Source organism: Citrobacter sp. Igbk 14 (assembly GCF_028069825.1).
Classification (GTDB): Bacteria; Pseudomonadota; Gammaproteobacteria; order Enterobacterales; family Enterobacteriaceae; genus Citrobacter.
Map to the genome: position 1 here is coordinate 23,848 of NZ_JANEWM010000005.1, position 18,899 is coordinate 42,746.

The following is an 18,899-nucleotide window of genomic DNA, read 5'->3' on the forward strand; positions in this document are numbered from 1 at the left end:
ATAAATAGGTTTTCAGGCAGGAGATATTCCTGCCAGAGAGGTTATTTCAGATTTTTTTTAATTATTTTCCCTGAACAATTTCGCGGCAGGTCGGTTCTGATCTCCATAAAAGAGGGAACCTTAAATTTCGCCATATTGTGTTCGCAGAAGCTGAAAAACTCGGCCTCGCTTAATGTTTCACCTTCATTCAGGACAATAAATGCTTTAATCGCTTCATCACGGATAGTGTCCTTGATACCGACAACAACAATGTCCTGAATTTTCGGATGTGCAGAAATGATATTTTCCAGCTCAACGCAGGAGACATTTTCTCCGCCGCGTTTAATCATATTGCAGCGTCTGTCGACAAAATAAAAAAAGCCATCCTCATCCTGGTAACCCGAATCACCCGTATGTAGCCAGCCCTCCGGCTCCAGCGCTTTAGCCGTTGCTTCTGGCTGAGCGTAATACTCTTTAAAAATCGTTTTACCCGGCACGCCTTTAATGCATATTTCACCAATTTCACCGGCGGGCAGGGGGAGGTTTTGGTCGTCGCGGATTTCTGCTTCATAGCTAAAGCCGACACGACCAATTGAAGGCCAGCGCCGTTTGTCTCCTGGACGGTCGCCAATAATGCCGACGATAGTTTCTGTCATACCGTAGGAGGTCAGCAGCCTGACACCAAAGCGACCGGTAAAGTCGTCTTTTTCCTGCTCTGATAAGTTGAGGTAGAACATCACTTCACGCAGATGATGTTGCCTGTCCGTCGGTGAGGCGGGCTGTACCATCAGCGTTCTGATCATCATCGGGATGCATTCCGTCACCGTCGCTTGATATTTACGTACCTGGTCCCAGAAGCCCCGGGCGCTGTACTTCTCAATCAGCACGAAGGTGCTCCCTGATGAAAATGCCGGCATTGCAGCCGTGCACTGGCAGTCGATATGGAAGGCGGGCATCACCGTCATGTACACATCATCATCGCGCAGGGCGATCTGCCAGGCAGAGTAGTAACCTGCAAAACGCAGGTTGTAGTGGGTAATCACCACCCCTTTAGGCCGCGAGGTGGTGCCTGAGGTAAACAGAATTTCTGCCGTGTCGTCAGTGGATAGCGCGGGTGTATAGCATAGCGTGGCCGACTGTCGGTCTTTCAGGAGGGAAAAGTGGCTCACGCCGTCATCCGCCGGAAGCCGATCGCCAATCAGACAGATGTGATTCAGTGGTGTCTCGTTTTCCAGGCGTATCTGGCGGTACATAGGATAAAACTGGGCGCTGGTGACCAGCAGGCGCACCTGACTGTTTCGCAGGATCCAGGCGCTTTCTTCACCCAGCAGACGGGCATTGATCGGGACCATAATGGCACCGATTTTTGCCAGTCCAAACCAGCAAAAAATAAACTCCGGACAGTTATCCAGATGCAATGCGACCTTATCGCCCTTGCGAACCCCTAAGGAATGGAACAGGTTTGCCGTGCGGTTAATCTCTTCATTGAGCGAGGCATAGCTAAACTGCTGAACGTTTCCTTCGCAGGATTCGAAAATAAGTGCCGTTTTATCTCCGTACGCCCCGGCCAGGTCGTCCCACATCTGACGTAAGTTTTGTCCGCCAACGATATCCATATTGCTTTATCCACTGAAAACAGGCGTGAGCGCTAACCAAACCCGTGGGTTAGCGCGTCGCGTTTATTCCTCAACCCTGGCCAGGCCTTTGCCGACCAGCTCATTTATGTCTGCTTCGCTATAACCGATATTTTTCAGAATGGCGGCGGTATCCATGCCGTGTGATGGCATGCCACGCCAGATTTTCCCCGGATTATTTTTGAATTTCGGCATGATGTTTGGCCCTTTGCAGGTGCGACCATCCATCGTTTGCCACTGAGTAATGGATTCACGGGCAACGTACTGCGGGTTGCCTTCCAGTTCTGGAATAGTCAGTACTTTCGCGCAAGCGATGTTCAGCTCGGCAAAGCGTGCCTGGACCTCGGCAATCGTGTGTTCCGCCAGCCAGGCATCCAGTTTTTCTTCGACTAATGGGCCGTATGGGCATTCAACGCGATGGATAAGCTGAGTGCCTTCCGGGACTTCAGGGGTACCGAGGATGTGAGCCAGACCAATATCTTTAAAGCACTCGTTGATTTGCGTGATACCAACCAGTTCCATAACAATGTAGCCATCAGCACATTTGTACAGACCACAACCGGCGTAGTAGGGGTCTTTACCTTTGGTCATGCGTGGGCAAATTTCGCCGCCGTTGAAGTAATCCATCATGAAGTACTGACCCATACGCAGCATCACTTCGTACATGGCAACGTCAATACTTTCCCCTTTCCCTGTTTCGCGCACTTTGTGCAGCGCAGCCAGCGCGGCGGTGGTTGCGGTCATGCCAGAAAAGTAATCGGCGGTGTATGGGAAGGCGGGCATAGGTTGATCAACGTCGCCGTTTTGGATCAGATAGCCGCTGAATGCCTGCGCGATGGTGTTATAAGCCGGAAGATTGGTGTACTCCTCGGTGCCAAACTGACCGAAGCCGGAAAGGTGGGCGATAACCAGTTTCGGGTTATGCTCCCACAATACCTCATCAGTAATGCCGCGACGGGCAAAGGCCGGGCCCTTACTGGCTTCGATGAAGATGTCGGTGGTTTCCATTAATTTCAGAAACGCTTCCCGGCCTTCATCTTTGAAAATATTGAGCGAGAGTGCGTGCAGGTTACGGCGTGAAAGCTGCGGGTAGTTGGGTTGCACGCGGATGGTATCGGCCCATGCCACGTTCTCTATCCAGATAACTTCCGCACCCCATTCGGCAAACATTTGCCCGGCGAACGGCCCGGCAATTTCAATTCCTGAAAAGACAACCCGCAGCCCGGCAAGCGGCCCAAAGGTTGGCATTGGTAAATGATTCATTCTTTTGCTCCTGGCAGTTAGTTGTAGGCCGGATAAGCACAGCGCCATCCGGCATCCCACTTAGCGGTATTGCTTGAGTACCGCACGACCCAACGTCAGGATCTGCATTTCGTCAGAACCACCAGAAACACGGTCAACACGCAGGTCACGCCAGAAACGGGTAATGCGATGGTTGCCCGCGATACCCACGCCACCCAGTACCTGCATAGCGCTGTCTACCACTTCGAACGCGGCATTGGCGCAGAAGTATTTGCACATTGCCGCGTCACCCGAGGTAATGGTGCCGTTATCCGCTTTCCATGCGGCTTCCAGTAACATGTTTTTCATGGAGTTCAGTTTGATCGCCATATGCGCAAACTTCTCCTGAATCAGCTGGAAACGGCCGATAGTTTCGCCAAACTGTACACGCTGATTAGCGTAGCGCGCTGCGTCTTCAAAGGCGCACATTGCCGTACCGTAGTTGGTCAGAGCGACGAGGAAACGTTCGTGGTCAAACTCTTCTTTTACGCGGTTGAAACCATTACCTTCCCGACCGAACATGTCTTTCTCATCCAGTTCGACGTCATCAAAGGTGATTTCACAGCAGCTATCCATGCGCAGACCAAGTTTCTCCAGCTTGTTGACCTTGATACCTGCTTTGCTCATATCAACAAACCACTCGGTATAAACAGGTTTATCCGGCGATGCACCATCTCTCGCCATCACCACGATATACGGGGTATAGGCGCTACTGGTGATAAAACACTTACTGCCATTAAGATAAACCTTACCATTTTTGCGTGTATAAGTGGTTTTCAGACTACCAACATCCGATCCCGCTCCCGGTTCGGTGATCGCGGAGTTCCACATCTGCTTACCGGTTCCCTGGAACGCCATGATTTTATCAATTTGCTCCTGTGTGCCTTCACGCAGGAAAGTGTTAAAACCTCCTGGCAATTGGTACAACACGTAAGTCGGTGCGCCAAGACGACCCAGTTCCATCCAGACGGCGGCAACGGTGACGAAACCCGCTTCCAGACCACCGTGTTCTTCCGGGATCAGCAGGCTATCAATCCCCATATCCGCCAGTGCTTTTACAAAACGTTCTGGATAGACGCTGTCGCGATCGCACTCGGCAAAATAAGCTTCCCAGTTCTCACTGGCCATCAGTTCACGAATACCGGCGACAAACAGTTCCTGTTCGTCATTTAAGTTGAAATCCATCTTTCAGCCTCTTGATCAATTGGGTTAATGAGAATTACTTGTCTTTCCAGTGCACTTTGGCGTCTTTAATAAAGGACAGCGTTACCATGATGTTGACGAAGAACAGCGGACATCCCCCGGCAATGATGGCAGTTTGAATCGGCTTCAATCCTCCCAGTGCCAGCAGAACAATACCGATGATGCCCACCAGGACGGACCACCCGATACGGACCAGCAGCGGTGGTTCTTCACCGTCGCGAACTTCGCGACAGGTCGACATCGCCAGGGTATAGGAACAGGCGTTAATCAGAGTGACAGTGGCAATGAAGCAGAGGATAAAGAATCCCCACATCGTGGCGGTGCTAAATGGTAAGGCGGCCCAGGTTTCGATAATGGCGCGCGCCACACCGTGTTGTTCAATCAACTGCGGGATATTGAGGATGTTTTTATCCATCAGCAGCAGCGTGTTACTGCCAAGGACAGTCCACAGGATCCAGGTCGAAGCGGTCAGACCCAGCACCATCCCGAAACACAGTTCACGTACGGTACGACCACGAGAAATACGTGCAAGGAAGATACTCATCTGGATGGCGTAAATGACCCACCATGCCCAGTAGAAGACGGTCCAGCCCTGCGGGAAGCCGCCTTTGCCGATAGCATCGGTATAGAACAACATGCGCGGCAAATACATCAGCAGCATCCCGACGGAGTCGGTGAAGTAGTTCATGATGAAGCTGGCACCGCTGACGATAAACACCCAACCGAGCATCAGGAAACTCAGGTAGCTACGCACATCACTGGCGATCTTGACCCCTTTTTGCAGGCCACAGGCTACGCAAATAGCGTTCAGGATGATCCAGCAGGTAATGATGATGGCATCTAATTGCAGCGTATGCGGAATGCCGAACAGGTACTGCATACACTCGGTTACCAGCGGTGTCGCCAGACCGAGACTGGTACCCATCGCAAAGATCAGCGCCACCAGATAGAAGTTATCGACGATCGTTCCGAACAAGCCCTTTGCATGCTTTTCGCCAACCAGAGGCACCAGTGTAGAGCTGGGGCGGATGACGTCCATTTTGCGCACAAAGAAGAAGTAGGCGAAGGCAACGGAGAGGAAGCTATAGGTTGCCCATGGCAGCGGCCCCCAGTGGAACAGGCTGTATGCCAGGCCTATCTCTTTCGCACCTGTAGAGTTCGGGGCGAGAGCAAAGGGGGGCGTAGAGATATAGTAGTAGATCTCTATCGAGCCCCAGAACAGTACGGCAGCGGATGTACAGGAGGCGAACATCATAAAAATCCAGCTGGCGGTGCTAAATTCTGGTTTTTCGTCGCCTAATTTCTTTTTGGCGTACGGACCAAAAACCAGCCAGAACCAGCCGAAGAGCATGATGACCATATACCATTCAAATGCCCAACCCCAGACATTGGTGACATAACTAAATACCGCATTAATAACCACATTAGCAGCATCAAGATCTCTTACTGTTAGCCAGCAAAGTATCCCGACAATTATTAATGGCGGAAAGAAAACCTTAGGTTCAATTCCCGACTTTCTCTTTTCATTTTTCATAATTGAATTCCAGTGTGAAAACGAAATTTATTTAGCGTTCCCGTTTGTAATCTTTTGTTTATTTATTATTAATGATTTGTTGATAACTATTTAACCTCTGGGGCGCCTCAGTGAGTAACTCATAATGGGTATTCGTAACGGCTGGTTCTGTGATGTATATCACGATTTTTTTATGCTGGTAATTTTGGCTTAAATATCAATATTAATCCTTAATATTCAATTAGTTATGATTGGTTTTTTAACTTTTTTAAGTGTTTATCTTTCAATATTGTTGAACCAGCAAACAATATTGAAAATTTTCCTGTTTGACACGTTTCTTTCAATATTGGTGAGATGCATAACACTATTGAAAGTTATGAATATCAATGTGTGACATTTTCAATATTGGTGATTAATGTTTTATTTCCGAATTAAAGAGCGTGATATTTGTATTTAACACCGCCGATATAAATAACGTTTCCTTCATGATTTCTGGAGATGCAATGAAGATAATTACTTGCTACAAATGCGTACCTGATGAACAGGATATTGCAATTAATAATGCTGACGGTTCCCTGGATTTCAGCAAAGCGGATGGCAAAATCAGCCAATATGATCTGAATGCAATCGAAGCTGCGTGTCAGTTAAAACAGCAGCAAGGAGAAGCACAGGTTGTCGCCATGAGCGTGGGGGGGAAAGCACTGACTAACGCCAAAGGGCGTAAAGATGTGCTCTCCCGTGGCCCTGATGAGTTGATTGTGGTGATTGACGATCAGTTTGAACAGGCGCTGCCACAACATACCGCGAGCGCGCTGGCCGCTGCCGCACAAAAATCAGGCTTTGATCTGATTATCTGTGGTGATGGTTCTTCCGATTTGTACGCACAGCAGGTTGGTCTGCTGGTGGGCGAAGCACTGAATATCCCGGCGATTAACGGTGTAAGCAAGATCCTGTCCCTAACGGATAACACCCTTACAGTAGAACGCGAACTGGAAGATGAAATTGAGACCCTGAGCATACCGCTGCCGGCGGTGATTGCGGTCTCAACTGACATCAACACGCCACAAATCCCTTCGATGAAAGCCATTCTCGGTGCAGCGAAAAAGCCGGTTCAGGTCTGGTCGCCAGCGGACATTGGATTTACTGGCGCACAGGCGTATTCCGTACAACAGGTTGCCGCACCGAAACAACGCGAGCGTCAACGCGTTGTGATTGAAGGCGACGGTGAAGAACAGATTGCCGCATTTGTCGAGAATCTTCGCAAAATCATTTAATTATCAGGGGATGTTATGAACAAGTTTTCCAGTGTCTGGGTATTCAGCGATACCCCTTCTCGTCTGCCGGAACTGATGAGTGGTGCGCAGGCTTTAGGTGAAAAGGTTAACACATTCGTACTGAATGACGCTGATAGCGCGATGGCATTCCAACTGGGTGCGGATCATGCCTGGTTGCTCAGCGGTAAACCAGAAGATCGCATGGTGGAGGATTATGCCGGGGTAATGGCTGAGACGATTCGTCAGCACAGCGAAGGGGGTGCGGTACTGCTGCCGAATACGCGTCGCGGCAAGTTGTTAGCGGCAAAACTGGGTTTTCGTTTGTCAGCGGCAGTTTCCAATGATGCCAGTGCAGTGACATTGCAGGACGGAAAAGCAGCGGTCAAACATATGGTCTACGGTGGCCTGGCAATGGGAGCGGAAACCATCGCGTCACCGTTTGCCGTACTGACGCTTAGTAGCGGAACGTTTGACGCCCAACAGCCAGACACCTCCCGTAGCGGCGAGATGCACACGGTGCAATGGCAGGCTCCGACCATTGCCGTGACGCGTACGGCAACTCAGGCGCGTCAGAGCAACAGCGTTGATCTTGATAAAGCCCGTCTGGTGGTCAGCGTGGGACGTGGTATTGGCAGCAAAGAGAATATCTCTCTGGCTGAAGCGCTGTGCCAGACGATTGGCGCTGAGCTGGCCTGTTCCCGCCCGGTAGCAGAAAACGAGAAGTGGATGGAGCACGAACGCTACGTCGGCATCTCCAACCTGATGTTGAAACCTGAACTGTATCTGGCCGTGGGGATTTCCGGGCAGATCCAACATATGGTTGGCGCCAACGGCGCGCAGACGATCTTCGCTATCAACAAAGACAAAAATGCACCGATCTTCCAGTACGCGGATTTCGGCATCGTTGGTGATGCACTGAAGATCCTGCCTGCGCTGACGGCTGCCTTAGCGCGCTAAACCATATCGGGCAGGGTACGAGAGTACCCTGCTGCAGAGAGGAGTTTGTTATGTCCGAAGATATCTTTGATGCCATCATCGTGGGTGCAGGCCTGGCCGGTTCGGTTGCGGCGCTGGTGCTCGCTCGCGAAGGTGCACAAGTGTTGGTTATCGAGCGCGGAAATTCTGCTGGCGCGAAGAATGTCACCGGTGGGCGCATGTATGCGCATAGCCTGGAGCGTATTATCCCAGGCTTTGCCGAACAAGCCCCGATTGAACGTGTGATTACCCACGAAAAACTCGCCTTTATGACCGACAAAGGGGCGATGACTATCGACTATTGCAACGGTGAGGATGCTGCATCGTCGCAGGTTTCTTACTCCGTATTACGCAGTAAGTTTGACGCCTGGCTGATGGAGCAGGCCGAAGAAGCCGGCGCTCAGCTCATCACCGGTATTCGTGTGGATAACGTCGTACAGCGCGATGGCAAAGTCGTGGGCGTGGAAGCCGATGGCGATATTCTGGAAGCGAAAGTGGTGATCCTTGCCGATGGGGTGAATTCTCTGTTGGCAGAAAAGTTGGGAATGGCAAAGCGCGTTCAGGCTGCGCATGTCGCCGTTGGCGTGAAAGAGCTGATCGAGTTGCCAAAGTCGGTGATTGAGGATCGCTTTCAGTTGCAGGGTAACGAAGGCGCCGCCTGTCTGTTTGCCGGGTCGCCAACCGATGGCCTGATGGGAGGCGGCTTCCTGTATACAAATGAAACAACGCTCTCTCTGGGTCTGGTCTGTGGTCTTCATCATCTGAAAGACGCGAAAAAATCGGTCCCGCAAATGCTGGAAGATTTCAAACAGCATCCGGCTGTAGCGCCGCTGATTGCCGGTGGCAAGCTGGTGGAATACGCCGCGCACGTCGTACCTGAAGCCGGAATGAATATGCAGCCTGAGCTGGTAGGCGATGGCGTTCTGATTGCCGGTGATGCTGCCGGGATGTGTATGAATCTCGGCTTCACCATCCGCGGTATGGATTTAGCGATATCGGCAGGTGAGGCCGCGGCGAAGACAGTGCTTTCTGCCATGACGCGTGATGACTTTAGCAAGCAGTCGCTGGGTGAATACCGTCAGCATCTGGACGAAGGTCCGATGCGCGATATGCGCATGTATCAGAAACTGCCGGCTTTTCTTGATAATCCCCGCATGTTTACCGCTTATCCCGAAATGGCGGTCAGTATTGCCCGCGATCTATTCACCGTCGATGGTTCCGCCCCGGTACCCATGCGTAAAAAAATCCTGCGCCATGCGAAGAAAGTGGGTTTCATCAACCTGATGAAAGATGGCCTGAAAGGAGTGACCGTATTATGACATCTCCCGTCAATGTGGACGTCAAACTGGGCGTCAATAAATTCAATGTGGATGAAGAGAGCCCACATATCATTCTGAGAACGCAGCCGGATAAACAGGTACTGGAGGTGCTAATTAAGGCCTGTCCGGCGGGGCTGTATAAAAAGCAGGATGATGGCAGCGTGCGTTTTGATTACGCCGGGTGCCTTGAGTGCGGGACGTGCCGAATTCTCGGACTTGATACGGCGCTGGAGAAATGGGAATACCCGCGCGGAACGTTTGGCGTGGAGTTCCGCTACGGCTAATAAGTACGAGGTTGTGCCCCGTAGGCCGGATAAGATGCGGTAGCATCGCCATCCGGCAATCATGTGGCGCCAATGCCGGATGGCGGCGTAAACGCCTTATCCGGCCTACAGATGACGCTTTGCCCGTGTTGAAACAGGAAGTCGCTATGCAGCAGCCCAGGAACTTTGATGACATCAAATTTACCTCTATTCACCGCCGGATAATGCTGTGGGGCAGCGGTGGACCATTCCTGGATGGATATGTGCTGGTGATGATTGGTGTTGCGCTGGAGCAGCTCACGCCAGCGTTAAAACTGGATGCCGAGTGGATTGGCCTGCTGGGTGCCGGAACGTTGGCCGGGCTATTTGTCGGTACGTCGCTGTTTGGTTACATTTCCGATAAGGTCGGGCGGCGCAAAATGTTCATCATCGATATTATCGCCATTGGCGTGATATCGGCGGCGACGATGTTTGTGACCTCGCCCGTTGAGTTGTTAGTGATGCGTGTATTAATTGGGGTGGTTATTGGCGCCGATTACCCGATTGCGACCTCGATGATCACCGAGTTTTCCAATACCCGTCAACGCGCGTTCTCCATCGGTTTTATTGCCGCGATGTGGTATGTCGGTGCCACCTGCGCCGATCTGGTCGGCTACTGGCTGTATGATGTTGAGGGCGGATGGCGCTGGATGCTCGGCAGCGCCGTGATCCCCTGCATTTTGATCCTGATTGGCCGTTTTGATCTTCCTGAATCGCCGCGCTGGCTATTGCGAAAAGGCCGGGTGAAAGAGTGTGAAGCGATGATGATCAAACTGTTCGGTGAACCGGTGGTGTTCGATGAAGAAGCGCCACAGGAAACCCGTTTTCTTCAGCTGTTTAATCGTCGTCACTTTCCATTTGTTTTGTTTGTCGCGGCTATCTGGACCTGCCAGGTGATCCCGATGTTTGCTATTTACACTTTTGGTCCGCAGATTGTTGGCTTGCTGGGCCTTGGTGTTGGAAAAAGCGCCGCGTTGGGGAATGTGGTGATCAGCCTGTGTTTCATGCTGGGCTGTATTCCACCGATGTTCTGGCTCAATAGCGTAGGTCGTCGGCCGTTGTTGATTGGCAGCTTTATCATGATGACGCTGGCGTTGGCCGCTCTGGGGTTGATCCCGGATATGGGGGCCTGGCTGGTGGTGGTGGCTTTCGCTGTGTATGCGTTTTTCTCTGGGGGGCCAGGGAACCTGCAATGGTTGTATCCTAATGAACTGTTCCCTACCGATATTCGTGCGTCTGCCGTTGGTGTGATCATGTCGTTGAGCCGCATCGGAACCATTGTTTCAACATGGGCACTGCCGATCTTCATCACGAAATATGGGATCAACTCCGTGATGTTAATGGGGGCAGGGATTTCGTTGATTGGCCTGCTGGTTTCTATTGCCTTCGCGCCAGAAACGCGAGGATTGACGCTGACGCAAACCAGTCAAATGACGATTCGTAGAAAACCGATGTCCAGAGCGAGTGGCTAAGAGTGTTCTGTATTTTCCCTGTGACTCAGTTAGTTAGCCTACAGTTAACGGGTATATCACTGAAAATGACTGAAAAGCAGGGAGAACACCATGCAAAAACATATTCTGATCACCTCCATTTTTACCGCCGCAGCACTGTTTACCGTTGCCGGTTGTTCCTCTAATCAGGCGGTCAAAACGACCGACGGTAAAACGATCGTCACCGATGGCAAACCGCAAGTGGATGAAGATACGGGCCTGGTCTCGTATAAAAATGCGGAAACGGGTAAGACGGAACAAATTAACCGCGATCAGGTTAAGAATATGAGCGAGCTGGACAACTAGTTCAGTTTTCTACATTCATCTACTCAATAATATTGACTTTTAGCCTGCGGATTAACTGACTAAACTCACTGTTATTACAATAATGCAGTGAAGCAGGCTAATCATGATTCTCATCATTTATGCACATCCCTATCCGCAGCATTCGCATGCGAATAAGCGGATGCTTGAGCAGGTAAGGACACTGGAGGGAGTGGAGGTTCGTTCGCTCTACGAACTCTATCCCGATTTCAATATCGATATCGCCGCAGAACAGGACGCGCTGTCACGTGCGAGCCTGATTATCTGGCAACATCCCATGCAATGGTACAGCACACCTCCGTTACTCAAACTGTGGATGGATAAGGTCCTCTCCCACGGCTGGGCGTATGGTCACGGCAGCACCGCGCTGCATGGCAAACACCTGATGTGGGCAGTAACCACTGGTGGCGGTGAAAACCACTTTGATATCGGTTCCCACCCCGGGTTTGACGTGCTTTCCCAGCCTTTACAGGCCACGGCGTTATATTGCGGACTCAAATGGCTGCCACCGTTTGCCATGCACTGTACGTTCATCTGTGATGATGAAACGCTACAGGCGCAGGCGCGCCACTATAAACAACGTCTGATGGAATGGCAGGAGGAACACCATGGATAGTCATACGCTGATACAGGCGCTGATTTATCTCGGTTCGGCAGCGCTGATTGTACCCATCGCCGTGCGCCTGGGTTTAGGGTCGGTGTTGGGCTATCTCATCGCCGGGTGCATTATCGGCCCGTGGGGCTTGAGGCTGGTGACGGACGCCGAATCTATCCTGCATTTTGCGGAAATCGGCGTAGTGCTGATGCTGTTTGTTATTGGTCTGGAGCTGGATCCACAGCGTCTGTGGAAGCTGCGGGCCTCGGTGTTTGGCGGCGGTGCATTGCAGATGGTGGTCTGTGGAGGGCTGATTGGCCTGTTCTGTATGTTCCTCGGACTGCGCTGGCAGGTGGCGGAGCTGATCGGTATGACGCTGGCGCTTTCATCCACCGCGATTGCGATGCAGGCAATGAATGAACGTAACCTGATGGTTTCGCAAATGGGGCGTAGCGCGTTTGCCGTGCTGTTGTTCCAGGATATCGCGGCCATTCCGCTGGTGGCGATGATCCCATTACTGGCGGCGAGCGGTGCATCGACAACACTGGGGGCATTTGCGCTGTCGGCGCTTAAAGTGGCGGGGGCGCTGACGTTGGTGGTGCTGTTAGGGCGTTATGTCACGCGTCCGGCATTGCGTTTTGTCGCCCGCTCGGGCCTGCGAGAAGTGTTCAGCGCCGTCGCGCTGTTTCTTGTTTTCGGCTTTGGCTTGCTGCTGGAAGAAGTCGGGTTATCAATGGCGATGGGCGCGTTTCTGGCGGGCGTTCTGTTGGCGAGCTCTGAGTATCGTCATGCGTTGGAAAGCGACATTGAGCCGTTTAAAGGCCTGCTGTTGGGGCTGTTTTTCATCGGCGTGGGTATGTCTATCGATTTTGGTACGCTGATTGATAACCCATTGCGTATTATCGTTCTGTTGGTCGGTTTCCTGGTAATTAAAACCGTGATGCTGTGGCTTATTGCCCGGCCATTACAGGTGCCGGGTAAGCAGCGTCGCTGGTTTGCCGTATTATTAGGGCAGGGCAGTGAATTTGCTTTCGTGGTATTTGGCGCGGCGCAAATGGCAAATGTGCTCGATCCCGAATGGGCGAAAGCACTGACGCTGGCGGTGGCATTATCGATGGCGGCTACACCGATTTTACTGGTTGTCCTGACGCGTCTGGAAAAATCGGCTACCGGTGAAGAACGTGAAGCAGATGAAATTGATGAAGAGCAACCGCGAGTCATCATCGCTGGATTTGGACGCTTCGGGCAGATAACCGGTCGTCTGCTGCTGTCGAGTGGTGTCAAGATGGTGGTCCTTGATCACGATCCGGATCATGTTGAGACGTTGCGCAAATTTGGTATGAAGGTTTTCTATGGTGATGCGACGCGAATGGATCTGCTGGAGTCTGCGGGAGCAGCCAAAGCGGAAGTGATCATTAATGCCATCGACGATCCCCAAACCAGCCTGCAACTGACCGAGATGGTGAAAGATCACTTCCCGCATCTGCAAATTATTGCCCGAGCGCGCGATGTGGATCACTACATTCGTCTGCGCCAGGCCGGGGTGGAAATGCCGGAACGTGAAACCTTCGAAGGCGCATTAAAAACCGGACGACTGGCGTTGGAAAGTCTCGGGCTTGGGCGCTATGAAGCACGTGAGCGCGCTGACGTCTTCCGGCGCTTCAATATATTGATGGTTGAGGAGATGGTGAAAGGCGAAGATGACGCGATTTCCCGTGCGGCTGTATATAAGCGTACCAGCGCAATGCTGAGTGAAATTATTGCCGAAGATCGTCAACATTTATCGTTAATTCAACGCCATGGCTGGCAAGGCACGGATGAAGGTAAACATACGGGCGACACCGCCGATGAGCCGGAAGTGAAACCGTCAGCGTAGGGGAAAAATGTGATGTTCTGCAAACTTTACTGCTAGTTGACTGTTTTTGAACGACTGTAATGCTGGGAGTCCACTCAGAATTCACGGACTCGCCAGCAGAACAGAAAATTTTCCTGCACATCTTCCTTTGGCTAGTCGACGAAAGATTGCGCTTTCCGTATAGTGGCGACAATTTTTTTGTATCCGGGAAATAATCAATGATCAGTCTGATTGCGGCGTTAGCGGTAGATCGCGTCATCGGTATGGAGAACGCCATGCCGTGGAACCTACCTGCCGATCTCGCCTGGTTTAAACGTAATACCTTAAACAAACCGGTTGTCATGGGACGCCATACCTGGGAATCCATCGGGCGACCGCTGCCTGGGCGTAAAAATATCGTCATCAGCAGCAAACCCGGCACCGACGATCGCGTGCAGTGGGTGAAGTCTGTTGATGAGGCGATTGCAGCCTGTGGCGATGAACCTGAAATTATGGTGATTGGTGGTGGGCGCGTGTATGAGCAGTTCCTGCCGAAAGCGCAGAAACTGTATCTGACACATATTGATGCGGAAGTGGAAGGGGATACGCATTTCCCGGACTACGAACCGGATGACTGGGAATCGGTGTTCAGCGAATTCCACGATGCCGACGCGCAAAACTCCCACAGCTACTGCTTCGAGATTCTGGAGCGTCGTTAATCATGTCACTGCCGGATGGCGCTGCGCTTATCCGGCCTACAGGGTGACATATGCGTAGGCCGGATAAGGTGCGAGCACCGCATCCGGCAGACGACTTATCAGGCGTTGACCGCCTCGCCCGGGTCCAGATTCAGATGGCGGTTTGACGGCTGTACAAAGTACTGCTTGTCTTCCCAGCGCAGACAGGTGAGATCTCCCCCCCAACAGCAGCCCGTATCCAGCGCGTAAATACCTTCCGGTGTGCCTTTTCCCTCCAGCGATGCCCAGTGCCCGAATGCAATGCTATAGGCTTCACTGACGGGGCCGGGGATAGCAAACCACGGCTTTAGCGGGGCAGGTGCATCTTCTGGCGACTCTTTACTGTACATATCTAACTGGCCATTGGGGAAGCAGTAACGCATGCGGGTAAACGCGTTGGTAATAAAGCGCAGGCGGGCCAGCCCCGTCAGCTCTGGCGTCCAGTTGTTCGGCATGTCGCCGTACATAGCATCAAGGAAAAACGGATAAGAGTCACTCGACAGCACGGCTTCCACGTCCCGTGCACAGTCTTTCGCGGTCTGCAAATCCCATTGCGGGGTAATGCCAGCATGCGCCATGACCAGTTTTTTCTCTTCGTCTACCTGCAGCAGCGGCTGACGGCGAAGCCAGTTAATTAATTCGTCAGCATCCGGTGCTTCGAGCAGCGATGTGACTCTGTCTTTTGGTTTATTACGACTGATTCCGGCAAACACAGCCAGCAGGTGTAAATCGTGATTACCCAATACCAGGCGCACGCTGTCGCCCAGCGATTTCACATAGCGCAGGACGTCCAGCGATCCTGGCCCACGCGCGACCAAATCGCCGGTGAGCCATAAGGTGTCTTTTCCAGGGGTAAAGTCTACTTGATGCAGCAATGCTGCCAGTTCATCGTAGCAACCATGAACGTCGCCAATCAGGTATGTTGCCATAGAAATTGTTTTAATGAATGAGTGTTGGAACGGCAAGTCGGAATACGGGAATATCGATAGTAAAGGCGATGCCCTGCTCATCGATCATTTCGTAATGACCCTGCATGGTGCCCAGCGGCGTTTCAATAACGGCGCCGCTGGTGTACTGGTACTCTTCGCCAGGTTCGATGTGAGGCTGTACGCCAACCACACCTTCACCCTGAACTTCGGTTTCGCGCCCATGACCATTGGTTATCAACCAATAACGTCCCAACAGCTGCACTGGCGCTCGCCCCAAATTGCGGATAGTCACGGTATAAGCAAAAACGTAACGTTCATCATCAGGTGAGGATTGCGCCTCAATGTAGACGCTTTGTACCTGAATACACACTCGGGGCGAATTGATCATGCTTAACTCTCCTTCGAAGGCGCGTTTTCTGACAGATAGTTAGCCATCCGGCAGTATTGCGCGACAGAGATATTTTCCGCTCGCATTGCCGGGTCAATGCCCAACTCTGTCAGCACTTCAACGCTGAACAGATTACCGAGGCTATTACGTACCGTTTTACGGCGCTGATTAAACGCTTCGGTGGTAATTCGGCTCAGGACGCGAACATCTTTAACCGGGTACGGCATCGTCGCGTGAGGGACCAGGCGTACAACGGCGGAATCTACTTTCGGTGCTGGTGTGAAAGCCGACGGTGGAACCTCGAGCACCGGGATCACATTGCAGTAATATTGCGCCATGACGCTTAATCGACCATACGCTTTACTGTTTGGCCCTGCAACCAGACGATTGACCACCTCTTTTTGCAACATGAAATGCATGTCGGCAATGGCATCAGTATAGGTAAAAAGATGGAACATCAGCGGTGTGGAGATGTTGTACGGCAGGTTGCCAAATACGCGCAGCGGCTGACCCATCGTTTGTGATAGCTCACCGAAGTTCATGGTCATGGCATCTTGCTGATAAATAGTCAGCTTTGGTCCTAAAAACGGGTGTGTTTGCAGACGTGCAGCCAGATCGCGGTCCAGTTCGATGACCGTGAGCTTGTCCAGACGTTCGCCAACTGGCTCGGTCAATGCAGCAAGGCCCGGGCCGATTTCGACCATTGCCTGACCCTTTTGCGGGTTGATAGCAGAGACAATACTTTCGATCACAAACTGATCGTTGAGGAAGTTTTGCCCGAAACGTTTACGGGCTAAATGGCCCTGATGGACTCGATTATTCATTGGTATTAACAATCATTTTGATGGCGAGATTAAGCGCCGTAATAAAACTGCCGACATCTGCTTGCCCACGACCCGCCAGTTCGAGTGCGGTGCCGTGATCAACGGATGTGCGAATAAAGGGCAGGCCCAGCGTGATATTCACTCCGCGACCAAATCCCTGGTATTTTAGCACGGGGAGGCCCTGATCGTGGTACATTGCCAGCACGGCATCCGCGCTGTTGAGATATTTGGGCTGAAACAGGGTATCTGCAGGCAGTGGACCGTTTAATTTCATCCCCTGCGCACGCAGTTCATCCAGTACCGGGATGATGGTGTCTATTTCTTCCGTCCCCATATGACCGCCTTCTCCCGCATGCGGATTCAAGCCGCAAACCAGAATATGCGGATCGTTCAGGCCAAATTTGGTACGTAAATCATGATGCAGAATGCCGATCACTTCCCGCAATAATGCCGGGGTAATGGCGTCAGCAACGGCTTTAAGCGGCAGATGTGTGGTCGCCAGAGCAACACGCAGCTCTTCCGTTGCCAGCATCATCACGACTTTCTTCGCCTGTGAGCGGTCTTCAAAAAACTCAGTATGCCCGGTAAACGGCACGCCAGCGTCATTGATCACGCCTTTGTGGACGGGGCCGGTTATCAGCGCTGCAAATTCGCCCTGTAGACAACCATCGCAGGCGCGAGCCAGCGTGTCGACGACGTATTGCCCATTCTCTACCATCAGTTGACCCGCGACGACAGGCGTGCGGCGCAGCGCAACCGGCAATAGCGTCAGCGTACCGGCTGATTGTGGTTTGGCTGGGGTATCTGGAGAGTAGGGTAGGAGCGAGAGCGGTAAACCGAGCATGGCTGCCCGGTCACGGAGTAGCGTGGCATCAGCACAAACAACGAGTTCTACTGGCCACTCGCGCTGTGCAAGCTGGACCACAAGGTCCGGACCAATCCCGGCAGGTTCGCCGGGAGTGATCACAACACGTTGAGTTCGAGTCATTAGTTGCTCAGAATTTTAACGTACGCACTGGCGCGTTGTTCCTGCATCCAGGTCGCTGCTTCTTCCGAGAATTTACGGTTCATCAGCATGCGATAAGCCCTGTCTTTCTGTGCCGCGTCAGTTTTATCAACATTTCGCGTATCCAGCAGCTCGATCAGATGCCAGCCGAAGGAAGAGTGCACCGGCGCGCTCATCTGACCTTTGTTCAGGCGGGTCAGTGCATCGCGGAAAGCAGGATCGAAAATATCGGCTGCAGCCCAACCCAGGTCACCGCCCTGGTTTGCTGAGCCCGGATCCTGAGAGAACTCTTTTGCTGCTGCTGCAAAGGTCGTTTTACCGCTCTTAATATCAGCCGCGATTTGTTCCAGTTTCAGGCGAGCCTGTTGATCGGTCATGATCGGCGACGGTTTCAGCAGAATATGGCGGGCATGAACTTCAGTCACGGAGACGCTCTGGCTCTGGCCACGCATGTCGTTGACTTTCAGAATATGGAAGCCGACACCTGAACGAATTGGGCCAATGATATCGCCCTTTTTCGCGGTGCTTAACGCCTGAGCAAAGATACCAGGCAGTTCCTGAATACGTCCCCAGCCCATCTGGCCGCCTTTCAGCGCCTGCTGGTCAGCAGAATAGGTGATGGCCAGCTTGCCAAAATCGCTACCGCTACGCGCTTCGTCAACCACAGAACGCGCCTGGCTTTCCGCCTGGTTAACCTGATCTGACGTTGGGTTTTCCGGTAACGGAATCAAAATGTGGCTCAGGTTCAGCTCAGTGCTGGCATCATTTTGGTTGCCAACTTGCTGCGCCAGGGCATCAACTTCCTGTGGCAGGATCGTGACGCGACGGCGAACTTCATTATTACGCACTTCAGAGATGGTCATCTCTTTACGGATCTGGTTGCGATAGGTCGAATAACTCAGACCATCCTGAGCCAGACGGCTGCGCATTTGATCCAGCGTCATATTGTTCTGCTTGGCAATGTTGGCAATGGCCTGATCTAACTGCTCATCAGAGATTTTTACACCCATCTTCTGACCCATCTGTAGAACGATTTGATCCATGATCAAACGTTCCAGGATCTGATGACGCAGCGTGGCATCGTCCGGTAATTGCTGACCTGCCTGACCCGCATTAAGTTTTACTGACTGCATTAAGCCATCGACGTCGCTTTCCAGAACGACGCCGTTATTGACGACGGCTGCGACTTTATCGACCACCTGTGGGGCAGCGAAACTGGTATTCGCAACCATGGCGATACCGAGAAGCAGCGTTTTCCAGTTCTTCATACTTTTTCCATTTCAATTAACCGC

18 protein-coding genes are annotated in these 18,899 nt (G+C 52.1%); 9 read left to right on the plus strand and 9 right to left on the minus strand.

The annotated features are described in order from the left end of the window. Positions 1 to 41 precede the first annotated feature (41 nt). The 4 genes from caiC to caiT form a co-directional block, all read right to left on the minus strand. Positions 42 to 1,595 (minus strand): crotonobetaine/carnitine-CoA ligase, encoded by a 1,554-nt coding sequence (caiC, locus tag NNN64_RS03245; protein ID WP_271440462.1) that lies wholly within the window; start codon positions 1,593 to 1,595, stop codon positions 42 to 44. 63 nt (positions 1,596 to 1,658) lie between these two features. Continuing rightward, positions 1,659 to 2,876: an L-carnitine CoA-transferase gene (caiB, locus tag NNN64_RS03250; RefSeq protein ID WP_271440463.1), complete on the minus strand. Its 1,218-nt coding sequence runs from the start codon at positions 2,874 to 2,876 to the stop codon at positions 1,659 to 1,661. Positions 2,877 to 2,936: 60 nt separating this feature from the next. Then, positions 2,937 to 4,079 carry a crotonobetainyl-CoA dehydrogenase gene (gene caiA / locus NNN64_RS03255; protein ID WP_137383761.1) on the minus strand — a complete coding sequence of 381 codons (1,143 nt, stop codon included), beginning with the start codon at positions 4,077 to 4,079 and terminating at the stop codon, positions 2,937 to 2,939. 34 nt (positions 4,080 to 4,113) lie between these two features. Further along, positions 4,114 to 5,631: an L-carnitine/gamma-butyrobetaine antiporter gene (caiT, locus tag NNN64_RS03260; protein ID WP_271440464.1), complete on the minus strand. Its 1,518-nt coding sequence runs from the start codon at positions 5,629 to 5,631 to the stop codon at positions 4,114 to 4,116. A 482-nt stretch (positions 5,632 to 6,113) separates the two neighbouring features. Here caiT and NNN64_RS03265 point away from each other — a divergent pair, with 482 nt between their 5' ends. From NNN64_RS03265 to folA, 9 genes are all read left to right on the plus strand, one after another. Beyond that, a complete protein-coding gene (locus NNN64_RS03265; RefSeq protein ID WP_271440465.1) occupies positions 6,114 to 6,884 on the plus strand; it encodes an electron transfer flavoprotein FixA in 771 nt (256 codons plus the stop codon). Positions 6,885 to 6,899: 15 nt separating this feature from the next. Next, positions 6,900 to 7,841: an electron transfer flavoprotein subunit alpha/FixB family protein gene (locus tag NNN64_RS03270; RefSeq protein ID WP_271440466.1), complete on the plus strand. Its 942-nt coding sequence runs from the start codon at positions 6,900 to 6,902 to the stop codon at positions 7,839 to 7,841. A 50-nt stretch (positions 7,842 to 7,891) separates the two neighbouring features. Beyond that, positions 7,892 to 9,178: an FAD-dependent oxidoreductase gene (locus tag NNN64_RS03275; protein WP_271440467.1), complete on the plus strand. Its 1,287-nt coding sequence runs from the start codon at positions 7,892 to 7,894 to the stop codon at positions 9,176 to 9,178. After that, complete coding sequence (gene fixX, locus NNN64_RS03280) at positions 9,175 to 9,462, plus strand: ferredoxin-like protein FixX (protein WP_271440468.1); 288 nt, start codon at positions 9,175 to 9,177, stop codon at positions 9,460 to 9,462. Before NNN64_RS03275 ends, fixX begins: the two co-directional genes overlap by 4 nt. 146 nt (positions 9,463 to 9,608) lie before the next feature. Then, on the plus strand, positions 9,609 to 10,952 hold the full coding sequence (locus tag NNN64_RS03285; RefSeq protein WP_271440469.1) for an MFS transporter: 1,344 nt from the start codon (positions 9,609 to 9,611) through the stop codon (positions 10,950 to 10,952). 90 nt (positions 10,953 to 11,042) lie between these two features. Continuing rightward, positions 11,043 to 11,276, plus strand: a complete 234-nt coding sequence (locus NNN64_RS03290) for a YgdI/YgdR family lipoprotein (protein ID WP_271440470.1) — start codon at positions 11,043 to 11,045, stop codon at positions 11,274 to 11,276. 103 nt (positions 11,277 to 11,379) lie between these two features. Then, positions 11,380 to 11,910, plus strand: coding sequence for a glutathione-regulated potassium-efflux system oxidoreductase KefF (gene kefF / locus NNN64_RS03295; protein WP_271440471.1), 531 nt, complete (start codon positions 11,380 to 11,382; stop codon positions 11,908 to 11,910). Further along, positions 11,903 to 13,765: a glutathione-regulated potassium-efflux system protein KefC gene (gene kefC, locus NNN64_RS03300; RefSeq protein WP_202039529.1), complete on the plus strand. Its 1,863-nt coding sequence runs from the start codon at positions 11,903 to 11,905 to the stop codon at positions 13,763 to 13,765. The genes kefF and kefC overlap by 8 nt, the downstream gene beginning before the upstream one ends. Before the next feature lie 197 nt (positions 13,766 to 13,962). Continuing rightward, positions 13,963 to 14,442 (plus strand): type 3 dihydrofolate reductase, encoded by a 480-nt coding sequence (gene folA / locus NNN64_RS03305; RefSeq protein ID WP_003018873.1) that lies wholly within the window; start codon positions 13,963 to 13,965, stop codon positions 14,440 to 14,442. Positions 14,443 to 14,540: 98 nt separating this feature from the next. On the opposite strand, the gene apaH is transcribed toward folA, so the two are convergent. From apaH to surA, 5 genes are read right to left on the minus strand one after another with little or no spacing between them, the layout of a single operon-like run. Then, positions 14,541 to 15,389 (minus strand): bis(5'-nucleosyl)-tetraphosphatase (symmetrical) ApaH, encoded by an 849-nt coding sequence (gene apaH / locus NNN64_RS03310; protein ID WP_137383753.1) that lies wholly within the window; start codon positions 15,387 to 15,389, stop codon positions 14,541 to 14,543. Between the two features lie 10 nt (positions 15,390 to 15,399). Further along, on the minus strand, positions 15,400 to 15,777 hold the full coding sequence (gene apaG / locus NNN64_RS03315) for a Co2+/Mg2+ efflux protein ApaG (RefSeq protein WP_003018867.1): 378 nt from the start codon (positions 15,775 to 15,777) through the stop codon (positions 15,400 to 15,402). Between the two features lie 2 nt (positions 15,778 to 15,779). Further along, positions 15,780 to 16,601, minus strand: coding sequence for a 16S rRNA (adenine(1518)-N(6)/adenine(1519)-N(6))-dimethyltransferase RsmA (gene rsmA, locus NNN64_RS03320; protein ID WP_048212723.1), 822 nt, complete (start codon positions 16,599 to 16,601; stop codon positions 15,780 to 15,782). Then, the gene (pdxA, locus tag NNN64_RS03325; protein WP_271440472.1) at positions 16,594 to 17,589 is read right to left on the minus strand and encodes a 4-hydroxythreonine-4-phosphate dehydrogenase PdxA; all 996 of its coding nucleotides are present in this window, start codon (positions 17,587 to 17,589) and stop codon (positions 16,594 to 16,596) included. Before pdxA ends, rsmA begins: the two co-directional genes overlap by 8 nt. Further along, a complete protein-coding gene (gene surA, locus NNN64_RS03330) occupies positions 17,589 to 18,875 on the minus strand; it encodes a peptidylprolyl isomerase SurA (protein ID WP_271440473.1) in 1,287 nt (428 codons plus the stop codon). Before surA ends, pdxA begins: the two co-directional genes overlap by 1 nt. Between the last annotated feature and the right edge of the window lie 24 nt (positions 18,876 to 18,899).